13 protein-coding genes are annotated in these 15,765 nt (G+C 69.2%); 6 read left to right on the top strand and 7 right to left on the bottom strand.

What is annotated here, in order from left to right:
• Positions 1 to 161: 161 nt before the first annotated feature.
• Both recQ and AC3EUV_RS22870 read left to right on the top strand, forming a co-directional pair.
• Positions 162 to 2,198, top strand: a complete 2,037-nt coding sequence (gene recQ / locus AC3EUV_RS22875) for a DNA helicase RecQ (RefSeq protein ID WP_435603754.1) — start codon at positions 162 to 164, stop codon at positions 2,196 to 2,198.
• Positions 2,199 to 2,672: 474 nt separating this feature from the next.
• Entirely contained in the window at positions 2,673 to 2,957 is a 285-nt protein-coding gene (locus AC3EUV_RS22870) for a hypothetical protein (protein ID WP_432143061.1), read from the top strand.
• Between the two features lie 107 nt (positions 2,958 to 3,064).
• Here the strand turns inward: AC3EUV_RS22870 and AC3EUV_RS22865 are convergent, their stop codons facing one another.
• Positions 3,065 to 3,901 (bottom strand): isocitrate lyase/PEP mutase family protein, encoded by an 837-nt coding sequence (locus tag AC3EUV_RS22865; protein WP_432143060.1) that lies wholly within the window; start codon positions 3,899 to 3,901, stop codon positions 3,065 to 3,067.
• Between the two features lie 272 nt (positions 3,902 to 4,173).
• Between AC3EUV_RS22865 and AC3EUV_RS22860 the strand changes: the two genes are divergently transcribed.
• Entirely contained in the window at positions 4,174 to 4,581 is a 408-nt protein-coding gene (locus tag AC3EUV_RS22860; protein ID WP_432143059.1) for an ADP-ribosylation/crystallin J1, read from the top strand.
• A 196-nt stretch (positions 4,582 to 4,777) separates the two neighbouring features.
• On the opposite strand, the gene AC3EUV_RS22855 is transcribed toward AC3EUV_RS22860, so the two are convergent.
• Entirely contained in the window at positions 4,778 to 6,271 is a 1,494-nt protein-coding gene (locus tag AC3EUV_RS22855; protein ID WP_432143058.1) for a glycosyltransferase family 39 protein, read from the bottom strand.
• Between the two features lie 207 nt (positions 6,272 to 6,478).
• Positions 6,479 to 9,508 (bottom strand): D-alanyl-D-alanine carboxypeptidase, encoded by a 3,030-nt coding sequence (locus tag AC3EUV_RS22850; protein ID WP_435603753.1) that lies wholly within the window; start codon positions 9,506 to 9,508, stop codon positions 6,479 to 6,481.
• A 224-nt stretch (positions 9,509 to 9,732) separates the two neighbouring features.
• Here AC3EUV_RS22850 and AC3EUV_RS22845 point away from each other — a divergent pair, with 224 nt between their 5' ends.
• The 3 genes from AC3EUV_RS22845 (at position 9,733) to AC3EUV_RS22835 (ending at position 12,029) form a co-directional block, all read left to right on the top strand.
• Positions 9,733 to 10,494 carry a GOLPH3/VPS74 family protein gene (locus AC3EUV_RS22845; RefSeq protein ID WP_435603752.1) on the top strand — a complete coding sequence of 254 codons (762 nt, stop codon included), beginning with the start codon at positions 9,733 to 9,735 and terminating at the stop codon, positions 10,492 to 10,494.
• 293 nt (positions 10,495 to 10,787) lie between these two features.
• Entirely contained in the window at positions 10,788 to 11,651 is an 864-nt protein-coding gene (locus tag AC3EUV_RS22840) for a helix-turn-helix domain-containing protein (RefSeq protein WP_235470094.1), read from the top strand.
• Positions 11,652 to 11,819: 168 nt separating this feature from the next.
• Entirely contained in the window at positions 11,820 to 12,029 is a 210-nt protein-coding gene (locus AC3EUV_RS22835; protein WP_432143056.1) for a DUF397 domain-containing protein, read from the top strand.
• Positions 12,030 to 12,152: 123 nt separating this feature from the next.
• Here the strand turns inward: AC3EUV_RS22835 and AC3EUV_RS22830 are convergent, their stop codons facing one another.
• The 4 genes from AC3EUV_RS22830 to AC3EUV_RS22815 form a co-directional block, all read right to left on the bottom strand.
• A complete protein-coding gene (locus AC3EUV_RS22830; protein WP_435603751.1) occupies positions 12,153 to 12,992 on the bottom strand; it encodes a hypothetical protein in 840 nt (279 codons plus the stop codon).
• Between the two features lie 76 nt (positions 12,993 to 13,068).
• Positions 13,069 to 13,878, bottom strand: coding sequence for a tetratricopeptide repeat protein (locus AC3EUV_RS22825; RefSeq protein WP_432143054.1), 810 nt, complete (start codon positions 13,876 to 13,878; stop codon positions 13,069 to 13,071).
• On the bottom strand, positions 13,796 to 14,998 hold the full coding sequence (locus tag AC3EUV_RS22820) for an NB-ARC domain-containing protein (protein ID WP_435603750.1): 1,203 nt from the start codon (positions 14,996 to 14,998) through the stop codon (positions 13,796 to 13,798). The genes AC3EUV_RS22825 and AC3EUV_RS22820 overlap by 83 nt, the downstream gene beginning before the upstream one ends.
• A 358-nt stretch (positions 14,999 to 15,356) precedes the next feature.
• Entirely contained in the window at positions 15,357 to 15,728 is a 372-nt protein-coding gene (locus AC3EUV_RS22815) for a hypothetical protein (protein ID WP_432143052.1), read from the bottom strand.
• Between the last annotated feature and the right edge of the window lie 37 nt (positions 15,729 to 15,765).

Here is a 15,765-nt window from a genome sequence, read left to right as displayed (position 1 = left end):
ATGACCGTCTCCTGTCTGCCGCTGATGGCCTGGGGCCCGCTTCTGGGGTGGGTGGCGGTGGCGTACGGGCGTCGGCGCCGGGGGACGGACCGGCGGTTTCGGATGGCGTGAGTTATCCACAGGGTCGACGGGGACCCCCGCGGAGCTCGTAGGCTTTCGGAATGGCTCTGGCGGACGTGGAAGTGGTCGTGGACATGGATGTGGAAGGCGCTTCGGACGCAAGCGAGGCGGTGCAGGTGCTGCGCCGGGTGTTCGGCTATGACGCGTTCCGCGGCAGCCAGCAGGAGATCATCGAGCACGTCATAGGGGGCGGGGACGCGGTCGTCCTGATGCCGACCGGTGGCGGCAAGTCGCTCTGTTATCAGATTCCCTCGCTGGTCAGAAGCGGTGTGGGGGTGGTGATCTCACCGCTGATCGCGTTGATGCAGGACCAGGTCGACGCCTTGCGGGCGCTCGGTGTGCGGGCCGGGTTCCTGAATTCGACGCAGGATCTGGAGGAGCGTCGGCTCGTCGAGGCCGAGTTCCTGGCCGGAGAGCTGGATCTGCTGTATCTGGCGCCGGAGCGGCTGCGGGTCGAGCAGACGCTGAATCTGCTCGACCGCGGGAAGATCTCCCTCTTCGCGATCGACGAGGCGCACTGTGTCGCCCAGTGGGGCCATGACTTCCGGCCGGACTATCTGGCGCTGTCGATGCTGCACGAGCGGTGGCCCGAGGTACCGCGGATCGCGCTGACCGCCACCGCGACCGACGCCACGCATACCGAGATCACCTCACGGCTGCGGATGGCGGACGCCCGGCATTTCGTGGCGAGCTTCGACCGGCCGAACATCCAGTACCGGATCGCGTCGAAGAGCGAACCGAAGAAGCAGCTGCTGGAGCTGCTGCGCAACGAGCACGCCGGAGACGCCGGGATCATCTACTGCCTCTCGCGGGCCTCGGTGGAGAAGACCGCGCAGTTCCTGGTGGACAACGGCATCGCGGCGGTGCCGTATCACGCGGGGCTCGATTCGCGGACGCGTGCCGAGCACCAGGGCCGATTTCTGCGAGAAGACGGGCTGGTCGTGGTCGCCACGATCGCGTTCGGGATGGGCATCGACAAGCCGGATGTCCGGTTCGTGGCCCACCTGGATCTGCCGAAGTCCGTGGAGGGCTACTACCAGGAGACGGGCCGCGCCGGGCGGGACGGACAGCCGTCGACGGCCTGGCTGGCGTATGGGCTCCAGGATGTGGTGCAGCAGCGGAAGATGATCGACGGGTCGGAGGGCGACGAGGCGCACCGGCGGCGGCTGTCGGCCCATCTCGACGCGATGCTGGCGCTGTGCGAGACGGTGCAGTGCCGGCGGGTGCGGCTGCTGGCCTATTTCGGGCAGGAGAGCAGCGCGTGCGGCAACTGCGATACGTGCCTGGCACCCCCGCAGACCTGGGACGGCACTGTGCCCGCGCAGAAGCTGCTGTCCACGGTCGTACGTCTCCAGCGTGAGCGCGGGCAGAAGTTCGGCGCGGGACAGATCATCGACATTCTGATGGGGAAGAAGACCGCCAAGGTCATCCAGTTCGATCACGACGGGCTGAGCGTCTTCGGCGTGGGCGCTGACCTCCGGGAGGCCGAATGGCGGGGTGTCGTACGGCAGTTGCTGGCGCAGGGGCTGCTCGCCGTCGAGGGTGATTACGGCACGCTGGTGCTCACGGAAGCGAGCGGCGAGGTGCTGGGCGGCCGGCGCGAGGTGCCGATGCGGCGGGAGCCGGAGAAGGCGGCGCGGCCGGCCAGGACGAAGGCGAAGGGCAAGCGCGCGGTGCCGGCGGACCTGCCGGAAGCGGCGCTGCCGGTCTTCGAGGCGCTGCGCGGCTGGCGGGGCCGTACGGCCAAGGAACAGGGCGTGCCCGCGTATGTGATCTTCCACGATGCGACGCTGCGGGAGATCGCCACGCTCGGGCCGACGACGATGGCCGAGCTGGGCACGGTCAGCGGGGTCGGCGAGAACAAGCTCGCGAAGTACGGCCAGCAGATCCTGGATGAGCTGGCCGGGCGGGAGACCCCGGTGGGCGCCGGTGCCGGTGCGGGCGCCGGTGCCGGTGCCGCGAGGGCGGCTGGGGCGGCTGGGGCGGCTGGGGCGGCTGGGGCGGCCGAGGCGCATCACGCCGGACCGGAGCCCGAGGACGAGGATCTGCCGGAGCCGCCGGATGACATCGATTGGTGAGTGAGCCGGAGGGCGTCGAAGCGGTGGGGGGATGGGCGGGTGCGTCGAATGGGCCCGGCCGGCCGGCTGGGCGCGGTGGGGCGGACGGCTGGCGCCGGCCCTGTGAGGGCGGGCGGCTCCGCTCGGCCCCGCCAGGGCGGGCAGCTCGGCTCGGCCCGGTGAAGGCGGGCAGCTCGGCTCGGCCCGTGAGGGCGGGCGGCTCCGCTCGGTGAGCTGATGAAGGTGGCCGGCTGATGAACGGCGACGGCTGAGCTCCGTGATGGGCCCGGGCCATGAGGTGCGACCGGAGGGGGAATTCGGTGGATTTGGCCCGGCCTGTGCGGGCGTTCCTTCACACGACCGATCCCAGAGCTCTTGGTGACTGTTACACAACGGAAGGATCGCCGTTAAGGACGCTCCGTAGCGTGCTGACTCTCATCGCGTTCTTTATCGCATCCCTACGGCGGTCCGAGCCGCCCACGACGAGGAGTACCCATGCGGGCCCAGCGCCGCTCCGTGATCCGTACCGCCACCGTCGCGACCGGGGCACTGGCCGTGCTGCTGCTCCCCACGGGCGCCGCGTTCGCCGCCGAGCCCAGCGCTCCCTCGGAGAGCCGGACCTCGATCATGCTGCCCGACAGCGGGCTGGCCGGACTGGCGGAGAAGGCCGGCCAGCTGCCCAAGGCGGGCCTGATCGGTGGCGCCGGTGCGCTGGGCGTGGCCGCCACAGCCCTCACCGTCTACCGTCGGCGGCACGGAAGCCGCGGCCAGCAGGTCTGAGCCGTACGCCGGCCAAAAGGCCACGCGGCCCGACGGTTCCCGCGAACGAGCCCGGCCGACAACGAGCCCGGCCCCACCGCGAGCCCGGCGGCGGCGCCCTCGCGCCCCTACTCCTCCTCCCCCACCAGCCGCTGGACCTCCGCGTAGTCCAGGACCTCGCCGCCCGCCCCGGCCGCTTCCGTTGGCTGCCGGCCCGTGCGGATGGCGTCCGCTGCCGTGAGAGTGGCCTGGAGGGCGGTCCGGAAGAGCAGGGAGCCGGTGCTGATGCGGCGTACGCCGAGCTCCGCCAGACGGCTGACGGTGTGCCGGCCGGGCGCGAAGAGGATGTTCAGCGGGGCGGGGATCTCGGCGACCAGGGTCGAGATCTCCTCGTCGGCGACGACGCCCGGCACGAAGACGCCGTCCGCGCCCGCGGCCAGATACGTCTCGGCGCGCGAGAGCGTGACCGAGAGGGGCGGCGGACTGTCCGCCAGCCAGTGGGTGTCGACCCGGGCGTTGAGGTACAGGCCCGGTGCCCGTTCCTTCACCGCGCTGATCAATTCGGCCTGCTGCACCGGATCCTTCAGCCCCTCGCCACCGGGCAGCCCGTCCTCCAGGTTCAGCCCGGCCGCCCCCGCCTCCGCCAACTCAGCCGCCAGGTCCCCCACTTGGCCTGCATCGCCGCCGAAGCCGCCCTCCACGTCGACCGTGTAGGGGCAGGTCAGCCGACCATTGAGCCGCAGCACGAGCGCGACCGTGGCGTCCCGGACCTCGGCGAGCCCGCGCCCGTCCGGGTAGCCGTGGGCCGCGGCGACGCCCAGGCTCGTGGTGCCGACTGCCGCGTATCCGGCCCCGGCGAGTGCGACGGCCGAGATGACGTCCCAGGCGTTGGGGAGCAGCAGCGGCTGATCGGCGTGGTGCAGCGCGTGGAAGTGGAAGGTGGCGTACTCCGGGGAGGTGCTCATACGGGCACCGTAGGCCGGAGTCCCTTCGGTAGGCGTCGAAGACTCGCGGCGGACGACGGAGTCATGACCACTCCGGCGTACAGCCACCGTGCGCCACCGCTTGTCCGCCCCCTCCGCCCCTCGAAACCGCGGCACACCGCGCGGGCCGTCCCGGCGTCTCCCCCACCGCCGCCCGGCCCGTGCCCACCCCTCGGCTCCTGCACCACCGCCCAGCGGCCCCACGCCCCAAAATCACCGAGCGCCCGCCGTCCCCGGCCTCGTACCGTACGAGCATGATCGAGACGCCGCGCCGGAGCGAGACCGCGCCCGCCACTCTCACCCTCTGGCGCCCCACCGGCCCCGAGGAGCTCGCCCTGGTCGAGGCGTCCGGCTGGCGCGCCTGGCCGCCGCGCCTGCCCGACCAGCCGATCTTCTATCCCGTGCTCAACGAGGACTACGCGATACGGATCGCCCGCGACTGGAATGTGCCGGCCTCCGGCGTCGGCCATGTCACCCGCTTCGAGATCGAGGCGGACTTCGCCGCGCGCTATCCGGTGCGGCAGGCGGGCGGCGAGACGATCCTCGAACTGTGGGTCCCCGCTGAGGAGCTGGCGGAGTTCAACCGGCACATCGTCGGGCGCATCGAGCTGGTCCGCAGCTTCCGGCCGGCGCAGGAGGAGTCACCGGAGGGAGGGGAGTAACGGGGAGCGGTCGGCAGGGAGTGACCGAGCGGCGAACGGCCGGCGGGAATGACCAGCCGACGAACCATCACCAGGGGGGCGCGGCGGGGACCAGCGGCCCTGCCCCGGGCCCCCGGCCCCGTGCGTACCCGGCCCCCCGACCCACCTCCCCATCACCGAGCCCAGCTCGCCCCACCCCACCCCCAGCCCCGCCGCCCTACCGACTCCCTCCCCCACCACACACCCCCGGCCGCCCATACACCGTGATCCGGGCGCCCCGTACCTCCCTGCTGCCGCAGATTTCGAAGGCGGCGCGCAGCGTGGACCGCTTGGCGATTTCCTGGTCGCTGTCGTCGGCCGGCTGGTCGTCCGGGTCACCGGCGACGACGATCCGGCGGGCGGCCAGCATCCGTTCACGGATCACATCGCCGGAGCGCTCGGTGCCGTAGAGGGTGTGCGAGGCCAAGGGGCTCTTGGCCAGCGCGAGATCGTGCAGCCCGCGGAACTCGTGCGGCAGGGTCGCCCGCCAGATCCGCCGCCGGGACGGCATGAACAGCAGCCCGTCGCCGGGCTCGGCCACCGCGCGTACGGCGTGCGCGACCGCGGTGACATCGTCGACCCGGCTGTCCGGGCTGCGCAGATGGACGTTGACCGGCAGCAGCGCCGCCAGGAGCAGTGCCACCGCGGTCGCCCGCCGCAGGCGCCGGCCACGGGTCTGGCCCCGCTCACCGGCCGGCCGCAGCAGCCGCGCCAGCGCGGCACCCGCGAGCAGCGCGAACCCGACGACGTAGTAGAGGACATAGCGGTCCACGTACGCCGGCTCGACATGGGAGAGCAGCAGCAGGAGGAGGGTGGGCAGAAGCAGCAGCGGGACGCCGAGGGCCCGTAGCCCGATAGGGCCGCGGGAGCGGCTCCGGACGCGGGCGCAGGCGATGCCGAGGACGGCGAGCACGGCGAACGTCAGCAGCTGGAGGGGGTCCGGCCACAGGAGCCAGCTGATCTGCGCCGACTGCCGGGTGCTGAACACCGCGAGCGGCGCCAGACCGGCAAGGACGGTGGCGGAGGCGAGCAGCCAGGCGCGCAGTACGCGGCGGGGCAGCCGCGCCAGGACCACCGCGGCGCCGTGCGCGGGCAGCGCCAGCACCGCGAACTCGTGCAGCAGACAGGCCGCCAGCATCAGCGCCGTATAGCCGGCCCACAGTCCTCTGCGCGGGCGGGTCGCGGCCGGCACCAGCACATACGTGGCCCAGACGACCAGCGCGCAGACCATCGCGTACGAGCGGCCCTCCTGCGCGTACTGCTGGACGACCGGGATCAGCGCGAAGGTGAGGCCCGCCAGCAGCCCCGCCCGTCGGCCGACCAGGCGCTGCCCCAGTAGGGCGACCCCGGCGGCAGCGGCCGTCATCGCCACTACGGACGGCAGCCGCAGACCGACCGCATCGCCGAAAGCGCCGCGGAGGGTGGCGTCGTAGCCGGCGAACCAGAGGTGCATCAGCGCGTAGTACAGGCCGTGCACGACGTCGACGTGCTGGAGCGTGTGCCACAGGTCGGCCAGCCCGCGGTGCGCCATGTCGTAGGTGACCGCCTCGTCCCGCCATATGGCGTCCTGCCGGCGGATCCCCCACGCCCCCAGGAACAGCATCAGCCCCGCGGGCATCAGCACCACCGCGCCCTGCGCCACCCAGATACCGCGGGCGGCGACGGCGGACACATACGTCTTCTGCGCTTGCGCTACGTCGATGACGGGCTCCGGTCACGTACGAAACGGACGGACAGACAGACGGACAGACGAACGGAAGGTCCCGAAGACCAGAGGACTAGAGGACCAGAAGGCCGAAAGGCCGAAAGGCCGAGGGCGGCCGGTGGCCGGGGACGCTCCCCCAGCCAACCCGGCGCCCCCGACCCCCGGCCCCGCTGCTCAGGTGATGCGGATCAGCTTCGCGCCGAAGCCCGGCTCGGCGAGGTCCTGCTTCAGGGCCACCGGCACCTTCTGCGCACTCTCGCCGTCGCCGACCGTCAGCACGCCCACCACGGTGCCGGCCTTCGCCGTGTGGGGGATGCTCTTGCCGCCGTCGCTCATGGAGAACTTGGCCTTCATGCCGGCCCAGCCGACCGCCGACAGGTTCTTGGTCGCCACGACCGGCGTCTCACCGCCGAGCCCGTCGTCCACGTAGCCGACGACCTGGCCCTTCTTGACCACGGAGGCCGAGGTCAGCGCGTCACGGGCACCCGTGATCACCTTCGAGGTGTTGTTCAGGGCCAGCGGGAGCGAGCTGGAGCCGTTCGGGTCCGGGCCGCTGACGTGCTGATCCATCGTCACACCGATCAGCAGCTGGTCCTTGTCGCCGACGGTGCGGTAGCCGGCCCACATGAACGTCCCGCCGGCCGGCGTGCTCGAACCCGTCTTGATGCCGGCCACCTTGCCCGCCATCGTCGTGAGCAGCGAGTTGTTGTTGTAGATCCGCTCCGGCAGGCCCGGGATCTGGGCGTTCTCGGTGCGCACGACCTCGCGGAACGCGTCGTTCTTCATGACCTCTTCAGCGAGCTTGAGCTGGTCGACCGCGGTGCTCTTGGTCGACGCGTCCAGGCCACTGGGGTCGGTGTAGGTCGTCTTGGTCATCCCCAGGTCCTTGGCGGCGGCCTGCATCTTCTTCGCGAACGCCTTCTCGGACCCGGCATCCCAACGCGCCAGCTGCCGTGCGGCGTTGTTGCCGGAGGGGATCATCAGCATCTGGAGCATCTGATACTGCGTGAACGTCTGCCCCGCCTTGAGCGTCACGCGCGACTCGTCCCGCTTCTTCGAGTCCGCCTCGGCCTGCGGGTCGATCGTGATCGTCTTGCCCTTCTCGCCCTTCTTGAGCGGGTGGTCGCGCAGGATCACATAAGCGGTCATCGCCTTGGCGACACTCGCGGTCGGTACGGGCTTGGCCTCGCCGGACGTGCCCATGGTGCCGACGCCGACGACCTTGACGGCGGCCTGGCCCTGGTTGGGCCAGGGAATCGACAGCTTGCCGCCCTCAAAGGTGAACCCGGTCGACGCACCGACGGCGAGCTCGGGGTCGGGCAGCGGGCGCACCGCCTGGGCGACCACGAAGATGATCAGCAGCAGCACCGCCAGCGGGGTCCAGATCTTGAACCGGCGGACGACCGAACGCAGCGGGGTCTCGGGCGGCGGCGGGGTGTTGGTGAGCTGCGCCAGGAGGTCGAGCGGCGGCAGCGGCTGCTGCTTGGTGCGCTCGGCCTCGGGCAGCTCGGACGGGGCGGCCGTGGCACCCGTGGTGGCGGACGGCATGGCGCCCGGCCGGTCCGCGGGCTTGGGCGCCGCGGCCGGCTTGGCGGACTTCGCGGGCGCGGCGGCCGGCAGCGCGCCGGTGGCCTTGCCGGCCGGCTTGGCACCGGACTTGCCGGCGGGCTTGTCCGCGACCTTGCCCTCGGGCTTGTCGGCCGTCTTGTCGGCCGTTTTGTCGGCCGTCTTGTCCGCGGGCTTGTCCGCGGGCTTGTCGGCTGCCTTCTCCCCGGGCTTGTCCGCGACCTTGTCGGGCGTACGGGCGGGGGTCTTCGGCGCCGTCTTGCCCAGCGACTTGCCCGCCGTGCCGTCGTCCGCCGACTTCAGCGCCACGAACTGGCTGGTCCGCTCCGAGTCCCGCTCGGCGACCTTCGCCGCCTTGGCCTCGTTCTTGCCCTCGTTCTTGGCCTCGACGTCAGCCTTGGCGTCGGCCTTGCCCTTGCTCTCGGGCTTGTCCTTGGCCTTGCTCTTGGCCGCGTCGCTGCCCTTGGCGGGCGGGGAGATCTTGAACGCGGTGGTCGCCTGATCGACGGCCTCCGCCTCGGCACCCTTCTTCGACTTCGCAAACGCAAAGACCCGCGTCGCCTCATCGACCGCCGACTCCTCGGCCTCAGCCGCTTCGCCGCCCGCGCCGTCCCCGTTACCCTCACTCGCCGCACCGGCCGCCCCACCGGGCTTGCCCTTCTGCGGCCCGACGGTCTTGAACACGGCGGTCGGCTGATCGACAACCTCGGCGGCCTTGGACGGCGATGCGGGCTTGCCCTCGGAGTCGAACTTGTTCCCGGACTCGGGCTCGCCCTCGGCCCCGGACTTCCCCTCAGGGCCGCCCTCGCTCTGGGGCTCACCCTTGCCCTTGGGCTGCGACTTCGCCTCGGCCTGCGACTTCGCACCGGCCTTGGAGCCATCGCGACCGGCATCGGCTTCGGCTGCGGCATCGGCGTCCGTCTCGCTGCCGGTGTCCGTCTCGGCATCGACGTCAGCGTCGGCGTCGGCGTCAGCTCGGGAATCGGCGTCGGCGTCGGCGTCAGCCTTCGCCCCGGACCCCGACTTCGCCGTAGCTCCCGCCTCAGCACCCTCGCCCGCGCCGTCCTCCTCCGCCTTCGCCCCAGCCTTCGCCTCCGGCTTCGCGTCGGCACCAGCCCCGGCCCCCTCGGCCTCGGCCTCGGCCTCACCCGACCCAGCGGCCGACTCGGCCTCCGCCTCGGCCTCAGCCTTCACCTCGGACTCCGACGCAGCAGCAGCACCGGCATCGCCGTCGCCACCCTCACCCGCCTCGGCGCCCTCGGCTCCCTCGCCGGCCTCATCGCCGCCCTCATCGCCGCTGCCCGCGACCCAGGCGGCCACAGCGGCGCGCAGACGGTCGTCGCCACCCTCGGCGCCCGCACCGTCCTCCGCGGCCTCCTGAGGCTCCTCAGGCGCGTCCTCGGGCGCCGAATCGGCCCCGGCCTCCGCCTCCGTCACGGACTTCGCCTCCGCCGCGGCCTCCGCCCCGTCGTCCGCAGGCTTCGGATGCTTCCCGGCATCCGATTCCTGCGCCGATTCGTCCGGCTCCCCGCGGAAGGCCGACAGCCGCGGATCACGTGCGTTCCGCGCCGTCTTCCCCGACGACTGCTTCTTGTCCGACTTGTCGGGGGACTCGCCCGCCACCGATGTCTCCTTCATACGTCCCACTGCTGCCTGGCCCAGTGTTCCCAAGTGTCCTGTGTCCACGTGGCCCCATCTCGCCGCCACGCGTACCGGTAGATGCCGCACCCCTCAGAAAGATGTCGCCGACGTGCAAGACGAGAACGACATACCTACCGGTTCCATATCGAACCCCCCACGCACTCTCGACAGATGAATGTGAGAGGGGTCACCCTGTCATTCATCCACGCGGGGAGGCATGGATGGGCAGGAGCCGCAGAACAATTCCGGAGGAGCTTCTGCTGCTCGCTTTGGACCCGACCACGGGCACCACAGCGCAGCCGCAGTCGCTCGACCTCGGCCTGGCCGGGGCACAGCTAGTAGAGCTGGCTCTGGCAGGACGGATAGCCCCAGACGGGGATCGTATCGCCGTGGTGATGGCACGGCCGACAGGAGATCCAACTCTGGACTCCGCGCTCGAACTGCTGCGCCGACGCGGCAGTCCGGTGCGCGCGGTCCACTGGATCGGCGGGCCCCGACTCGGGCTGCGCCAGACCTACCTCACGCATCTCGAACGGTGCGGCATGGTGCATGCCGTGGCGGGACAGATGTGCGGGGTGCTGCCGACGACGCGCTACCAGGCGACGGAGACGGCCATCAGCCGGGAAATCAGGACCCGGCTGGACAACGCGATCCGCACCGGCGTACCCCCGGACCCGCGGACCGCGGCGCTCGCCGCGCTGGCCCATGCGGTCGGCCTCGGCAAGCATCTGTATCCAGGAAACGAAGGGCGGTCATCGCGCTCCCGTCTCCGGGATCTGATCCGGCACGACCCCATGGGCGGGCTGGTCGCACACGCTGTCATGGATGTGCAGAACGGTGTCGCGGCACAGCCCCGGCGGCAGCAGGCGGCCGCCGCGGGACCGGTCCGGCAGCCGGCGGCACGGGCCACGGCGGACCCGGCCGGCGCGCCGGTCCAGTCGCGGCACGGCCACGGCCGGATGGCCCGGGTAGGCGCCCGCTGACGCCGTAATACGCCGTACGACCTCTCGCACCACCCAGCGCGCAGCAACTCGTACCACCCGTCCCCAAAGTTCCGTACGGGAGCCGCAGCACCAAGCGCGGGGTGGCGGACCGACCGTTCCACAAAACGGCCGGCCCGCCACCCCGCGCATCTGCTCGCTCTGACATCAGCGACTCGGCCGCCGATTTTCCCTCCTGGCCACCTTGTCCAGCCGTTTGCCAGCGCGGCGTGGACCGTTGGTGGCAGTCTGCTGAACAGAAATAACAGCAGTACGGAGTTGGAGGTGCACTTAGCGTGGCGTCCAGTGTGAACCCCACCGTCAGACGACGCCGATTGGGCCAGGAGCTGCGCAGGCTTCGAGAGGCCAAAGGCATGACGGCGGAAGAGGTGGCAGACCGGCTGCTCGTCTCGCAGTCAAAGATCAGCCGTCTCGAGAACGGCCGTCGCAGCATCAGCCAGCGCGACGTCCGGGATCTGTGCGGGGTGTACGAGGTTGCGGACCAGCACATGGTCGAATCCCTCATGCAAATGGCCAAGGAGTCCCGCCAGCAGGGCTGGTGGCATGCATTCGGGAGTCTCTCGCCGAGCTACAGCGTCTACATCGGCCTGGAAGCCGACGCGCTCTCCGTGCGGAATTACGAGTCGCTTCTGGTCCCCGGCCTTCTCCAGACACCCGAGTACGCAGAGGCCGTGATCCGTGGCATGTGGCCCGAAGCCACTCCGGATGACGTCGAGAGCCGAGTCGGTGTGCGTCTCAAGCGACAGCAGCGTTTGCACGCCCCTGAGGCACCTCTCCGGTTCTGGGCGGTGATTGACGAGTCAGCCACCCGCCGGATCGTCGGGAACCGCCAGACGATGCGTGAACAGCTCGAGCATCTCGTGGAGTTGAGCCAGCTCCCGCACGTCACCCTCCAGGTGGTTCCGTACTCGGTGGGGTCACACCCCGGCATGACCGGGACGTTCTCCATCCTGGAGTTCGACGACCCTTCTGACTCGACCACCGTCTATTTGGAAGGCGTAACCAGCGACCTCTACTTGGAGAAGCATGGAGACGTCCACAAGTACGGGATCATGTACGAGCACCTGCGGGCTCAAGCACTGAATGCGGACGAGACGAGAAAATTCATCTCAGATGTGGCCAAGGAGTACGCCGCCTGATCGGTGGGGGCGGAAAATACACCACCACCACACCAGCACGGAAGAGTATTCCCGTATATGTCATCCGGTCGAGTGATCGACTGCCCCTGTTAGCGATGTTGGAGCGTAGCGTCATCAGCACTTCGAGAAGTCACCACTTCTCGCCAACCCGAACGCACGGGAGTGCACATGACGAGGAAGCTCAGCACAGAACTCATGTGGCGGAAGTCGACTTACTCGGGTAAGGACGGAAATTGCGTCGAGGTCGCCCGCCTGGATGGCTCAGCTGTTGCCGTGCGCGACAGCAAGGCGCCGCACGGTCCGGCACTCGCGTTCTCGGAGCATGCCTGGACTGCTTTGCTTTCGGATATCGACCGCGGTCGTCTTGGTAGCGCCTGACATCGCCACCTCGCGTCACGATACGAGCCCTCTCGACTGGTCCGCCGTCCTGGCCGAGGGGGCTCACCTCCGCCCACTGCTCAGCGTCCGTACGTCGACCGCGGAGCGGCAAGCGGAGCCCGCTCAGCGAAGCTCATCGACATAGCGGTCGGTTCCAGGCAGCGTGGGTATAAAGGGTGCGACCAATTCGACAGAGCCGAGATCACGCTCCGCCACTATCGAATCAAACCCTGTGAAGTGCTCTTTCCAGCAAAGGCGCGGATCCTGCTCCAGGAACCACAGGAGCGTCAAGCGGCTGTCCACCCCCTCCACCTGTTTCACATACGACATTCGGTCTTCAGGCAGCGGGTGGGGGCAAAAGGCCAGAACCATGGCCGCAGGCGACCCCGGCAGCCTTTCCCTGAGGTGCTCGGCGCACAGCCACTCAAGAAGTTTTGACCGCCGATCGGGACCAGCAGCGTCGACGACCGTCACGACCAAACCTTCGTAGGGGTAATTCAGGGCATGGAAGTCACGGGGGCCCTCACCCCCGTCTCGGTACACCGTGGCCACGCGCTCATGGAAGGCCGTAAAAACGTGGGTACGATCGCGGAAGACCCGGTCGTCATCGTTGAGCCTGCGATTGATTCCCACACTCCACCGCAAATGCTCCGCATAGCGCCCTTCCGTCACCCAGTACGTCGAGATATAACACCCACTGGTCACGGGCCGGGCGACCGCAGACTCCTCCGGATACCTGAGGAGCTGGAGGTCCCGCGTCGCCACCCATCGCCGACCTGCATACATCCACGGCATGGCCATGGCTCCAGCGATGAAGTGGTCATCCTCGTACCACCTGTTATAGGCGCGCTCATGGCCGATATGCGGCTCAACCATGGTGATGAGGGCATGTCCCGGCCGGACGCCGTACGGCCCCACGCCGGCCAACTTGCCGTATGTCTCAACCTGCGTGACCTCGCTCATCGGTGCACTCCTGGAGCAGACCTACCTGACGGAGCAACATTCTGACGCTCCGTCAGGTCTCTGGCTAGGGTCCCGACTACCGCACCGCTTCCTCCGCCGTCTGCAACGCGGCGCGGCAGTCAATCGTCTCCTGGTGATCGTCTCCGAGCACTCGCCGGCAGGCTTCGAGTGTCTCCCTCCCCAGCCGGACCGCCTCTTCTGTACGCCCGGCTACCTGCGCGATGCGCACAAGCTCGATACGGATGAGCAGCGTGTGGTGATGCTCATCGCCGAGCACCGATCGCCGGACCTCCAGCACTTCCTCCGCCAGCTGCTGGGCTTCCTCCCACTGCCCCAGGCCCCGAAGAACCATGGCGAGTCGATTGGCGCTGGCCATCGCGAGCCAGTGCTGCGCGCCGTGCACCCGCCTGTAGGCATCCAACGCGCGACGGGCCGGGGCCTCGGCCTCCGCTGCCCTGCCCACTTCGTCAAGGACAAAGGCCCTGGTGAGAGAGCTGCTGATGGTGATGGGATGCTCCGCTCCGAGGACGCGTTCGCTGATCTCGCAAATCTCCTCGGAGATCCGGACGTTCTCGTCCTCGTCCCCCATGCGGCACAGCACCTCTGCCAGCAGACCCCGGCTGTGCAGCGTGTCCGGGTGTCCTGCCCTCAGTACCCGCTCGCGCCCTTCCGCGGCCCGACGGATCGTGCGCTCGGCAGCCGGCCAATCCCCGGTGAGATAGATGGCGAAGAAGAGTTCATGCGCGCTGGTCAGCGTGTCCGCGGAATCGGCACCCAAGGTGTGCTCTCGTCGGGCCAGCACATCACGGTGCAGGGAAAACGCGGCGTCGTGATCGCCGGCCCAGACCAGTATTCCGGCGAGCTGATGCTGGTTCCGCGTTCTCAAGTAATTGCACAGCGTGGGGAACCATCATGTTTCGCATGCGATCTCCAGCAGGTGTTGGAACTTCTTCCGGGAATGCCTGGACGAAGAGACGGGCAGCCGCTGCCAGCAACGGTGCACGCATCCGTACAGGCATTCCCCTGAACACTGTGTCCAGCACCAGTGCGTGGAGCTGCACGATACGAGTCGGTCGTTCACCGTCCTGCCCCGGGAAGTCCTCGACCAGGACCAGGGCATGACCGACAAGTCCGCGCAAACATGAGGCCACTCGCGTGCTGGACAAGGGTGGTTGGAGCCCATCCAGCCCGGCGGCTTCAATTTCTCCCGGTCGGATGAGGCTGATGGGCAGTGGGCCAGGGGCGAAGCAGCTGAACAAACGCATGAGCGTGCCGGCATCGGGCAGTCCGCGCTCCGCCAGCGCATCGAGTGAGAGCTGCCAGGTACTCCCCAGCGTCCGACGCATGTCGGAATCCCACGGGACGCTCCCATTATCGATCTGCACACTCGGTTCATGCGACAGCCGGTGGCGGAAGTCGGCCATCGTCACCGCCTCCAGCAGCTGATCGGACAGCTGCGATCCGACAAGCGTGAGGGCCAGCGGAAGGCGTCCAACTGCTTGCGCCAGCTCCAGTGCGTCCTCGTCACTGCCAGTGGAGGGTGCCAGGTCACTCAGCACCAGGGCGGCGTCCTGCGGTGGCAAGAGACCGATGTGGTGGGGTTCGGCGTCCCCCCAAACCGGCGACTGAGTTTGTCGTGACGTCACCAGGGTGGTTCCGTACCGACTGGGCCTGATCCACCCGCCATCGAGGAAGCTGGGTTCATCCGCGTTGTCCAGCACCAGAATCCACGGCGTGCCCGGTCGATCCAGGTATCCCCAGACCAGGTCCGCGGCCGGTCGGAGCCCTCGTTGAACGGCCTCCAGCTCAGCGGTGGTGGCACCGCGCTCGGCGGCGACGGAGAGCATGCCGGCGCGTAGTGCGAAGCGGCTGGCGGCACCTACCCAAAAGCCCTCAACCGCTCCGCTGCTGACGGTCTCATCGAATACGAATCTCGCCAGGGTGGTTTTGCCGCATCCGCCCAGTCCGTGCAGCACATGGACCCTCGCGCCGCCAAGGGTCGTCACGGGCGGAGAGAAGCCGACGCTTGGCCTCGTCCCGGTTGCGTACAACAACCGGCTTGGATGCAGCCAGGGGAACCCGAATCGAGTCCGGTCCTGCTCCAAAGCCATCGGACGTCTGCGGAGAAGGGCTCGGCCCCGTTGAGTCACCGTTGTAGTGGTGGTGGTGCTCGGTGATGTGCTGGTCTCTCTCTGCCTGAAAGACTCTTCCTTGCCCGTGAGCCACGGCTTGGGGAGCCACATTCTTCCCCCGCGGATGGTGCTCCGACATTCCTTGAACTCCTCTGCCGGCCCGGCCGTTTGATAGTCGCGCCCCACGGAAAACCCGTTCAGGCCGTAGGAACTGCCCCTGTGCGGGCCTGGCTCAGGCTTCCCGGATGGTCTGGTTGCCACCCGCTTGATAGACCCGGGCATGGCCGGAGGCCGTCGCGTTCATCTGTACCTGACCGATGCGGACCTGCTCGGCAGAAGCCAGCAGCGGATTCCACTCTTCGTCCAGTACGCGGCGCAGCTCGCTTTCCAGAGAGGGGTCGTCCCGAAGGAGTCTGCGCAGGCGCCGCTGCCAGTCGGCGGCAAGGTCGCCCTCCGCCTGCACGTCGCCGTCTTCCCGCGCCGCGATCACCTCCGCTCGGACTTCAGCGAGCTCAGCCTCGACGGCAGGCACCCGGTCCGGATGCACGCGACGCCACAGCGCCACCGCCGAGTCCCGGGCATGCTGCCAAGCATCGGTGGCCATGCTGCTCACCAAGGCAGTTCCCGCAGCGAGTACCAAG

Source organism: Streptomyces sp. bgisy130 (assembly GCF_057708345.1).
Note: the sequence above shows the minus strand (reverse complement) of the source record. Positions and strands in the feature narration are given on the sequence as shown.

Excerpts from the sequence above, each read along its gene's own strand:
- recQ (WP_435603754.1), top strand. The coding sequence starts at position 162 with ATGGCTCTGGCGGACGTGGAAGTGGTCGTGGACATGGATGTGGAAGGC.
- AC3EUV_RS22870 (WP_432143061.1), top strand. The coding sequence starts at position 2,673 with ATGCGGGCCCAGCGCCGCTCCGTGATCCGTACCGCCACCGTCGCGACC.
- AC3EUV_RS22865 (WP_432143060.1), bottom strand. The coding sequence starts at position 3,901 with ATGAGCACCTCCCCGGAGTACGCCACCTTCCACTTCCACGCGCTGCAC.
- AC3EUV_RS22860 (WP_432143059.1), top strand. The coding sequence starts at position 4,174 with ATGATCGAGACGCCGCGCCGGAGCGAGACCGCGCCCGCCACTCTCACC.
- AC3EUV_RS22850 (WP_435603753.1), bottom strand. The coding sequence starts at position 9,508 with ATGAAGGAGACATCGGTGGCGGGCGAGTCCCCCGACAAGTCGGACAAG.
- AC3EUV_RS22845 (WP_435603752.1), top strand. The coding sequence starts at position 9,733 with ATGGGCAGGAGCCGCAGAACAATTCCGGAGGAGCTTCTGCTGCTCGCT.
- AC3EUV_RS22835 (WP_432143056.1), top strand. The coding sequence starts at position 11,820 with ATGACGAGGAAGCTCAGCACAGAACTCATGTGGCGGAAGTCGACTTAC.
- AC3EUV_RS22830 (WP_435603751.1), bottom strand. The coding sequence starts at position 12,992 with ATGAGCGAGGTCACGCAGGTTGAGACATACGGCAAGTTGGCCGGCGTG.
- AC3EUV_RS22815 (WP_432143052.1), bottom strand. The coding sequence starts at position 15,728 with ATGGCCACCGATGCTTGGCAGCATGCCCGGGACTCGGCGGTGGCGCTG.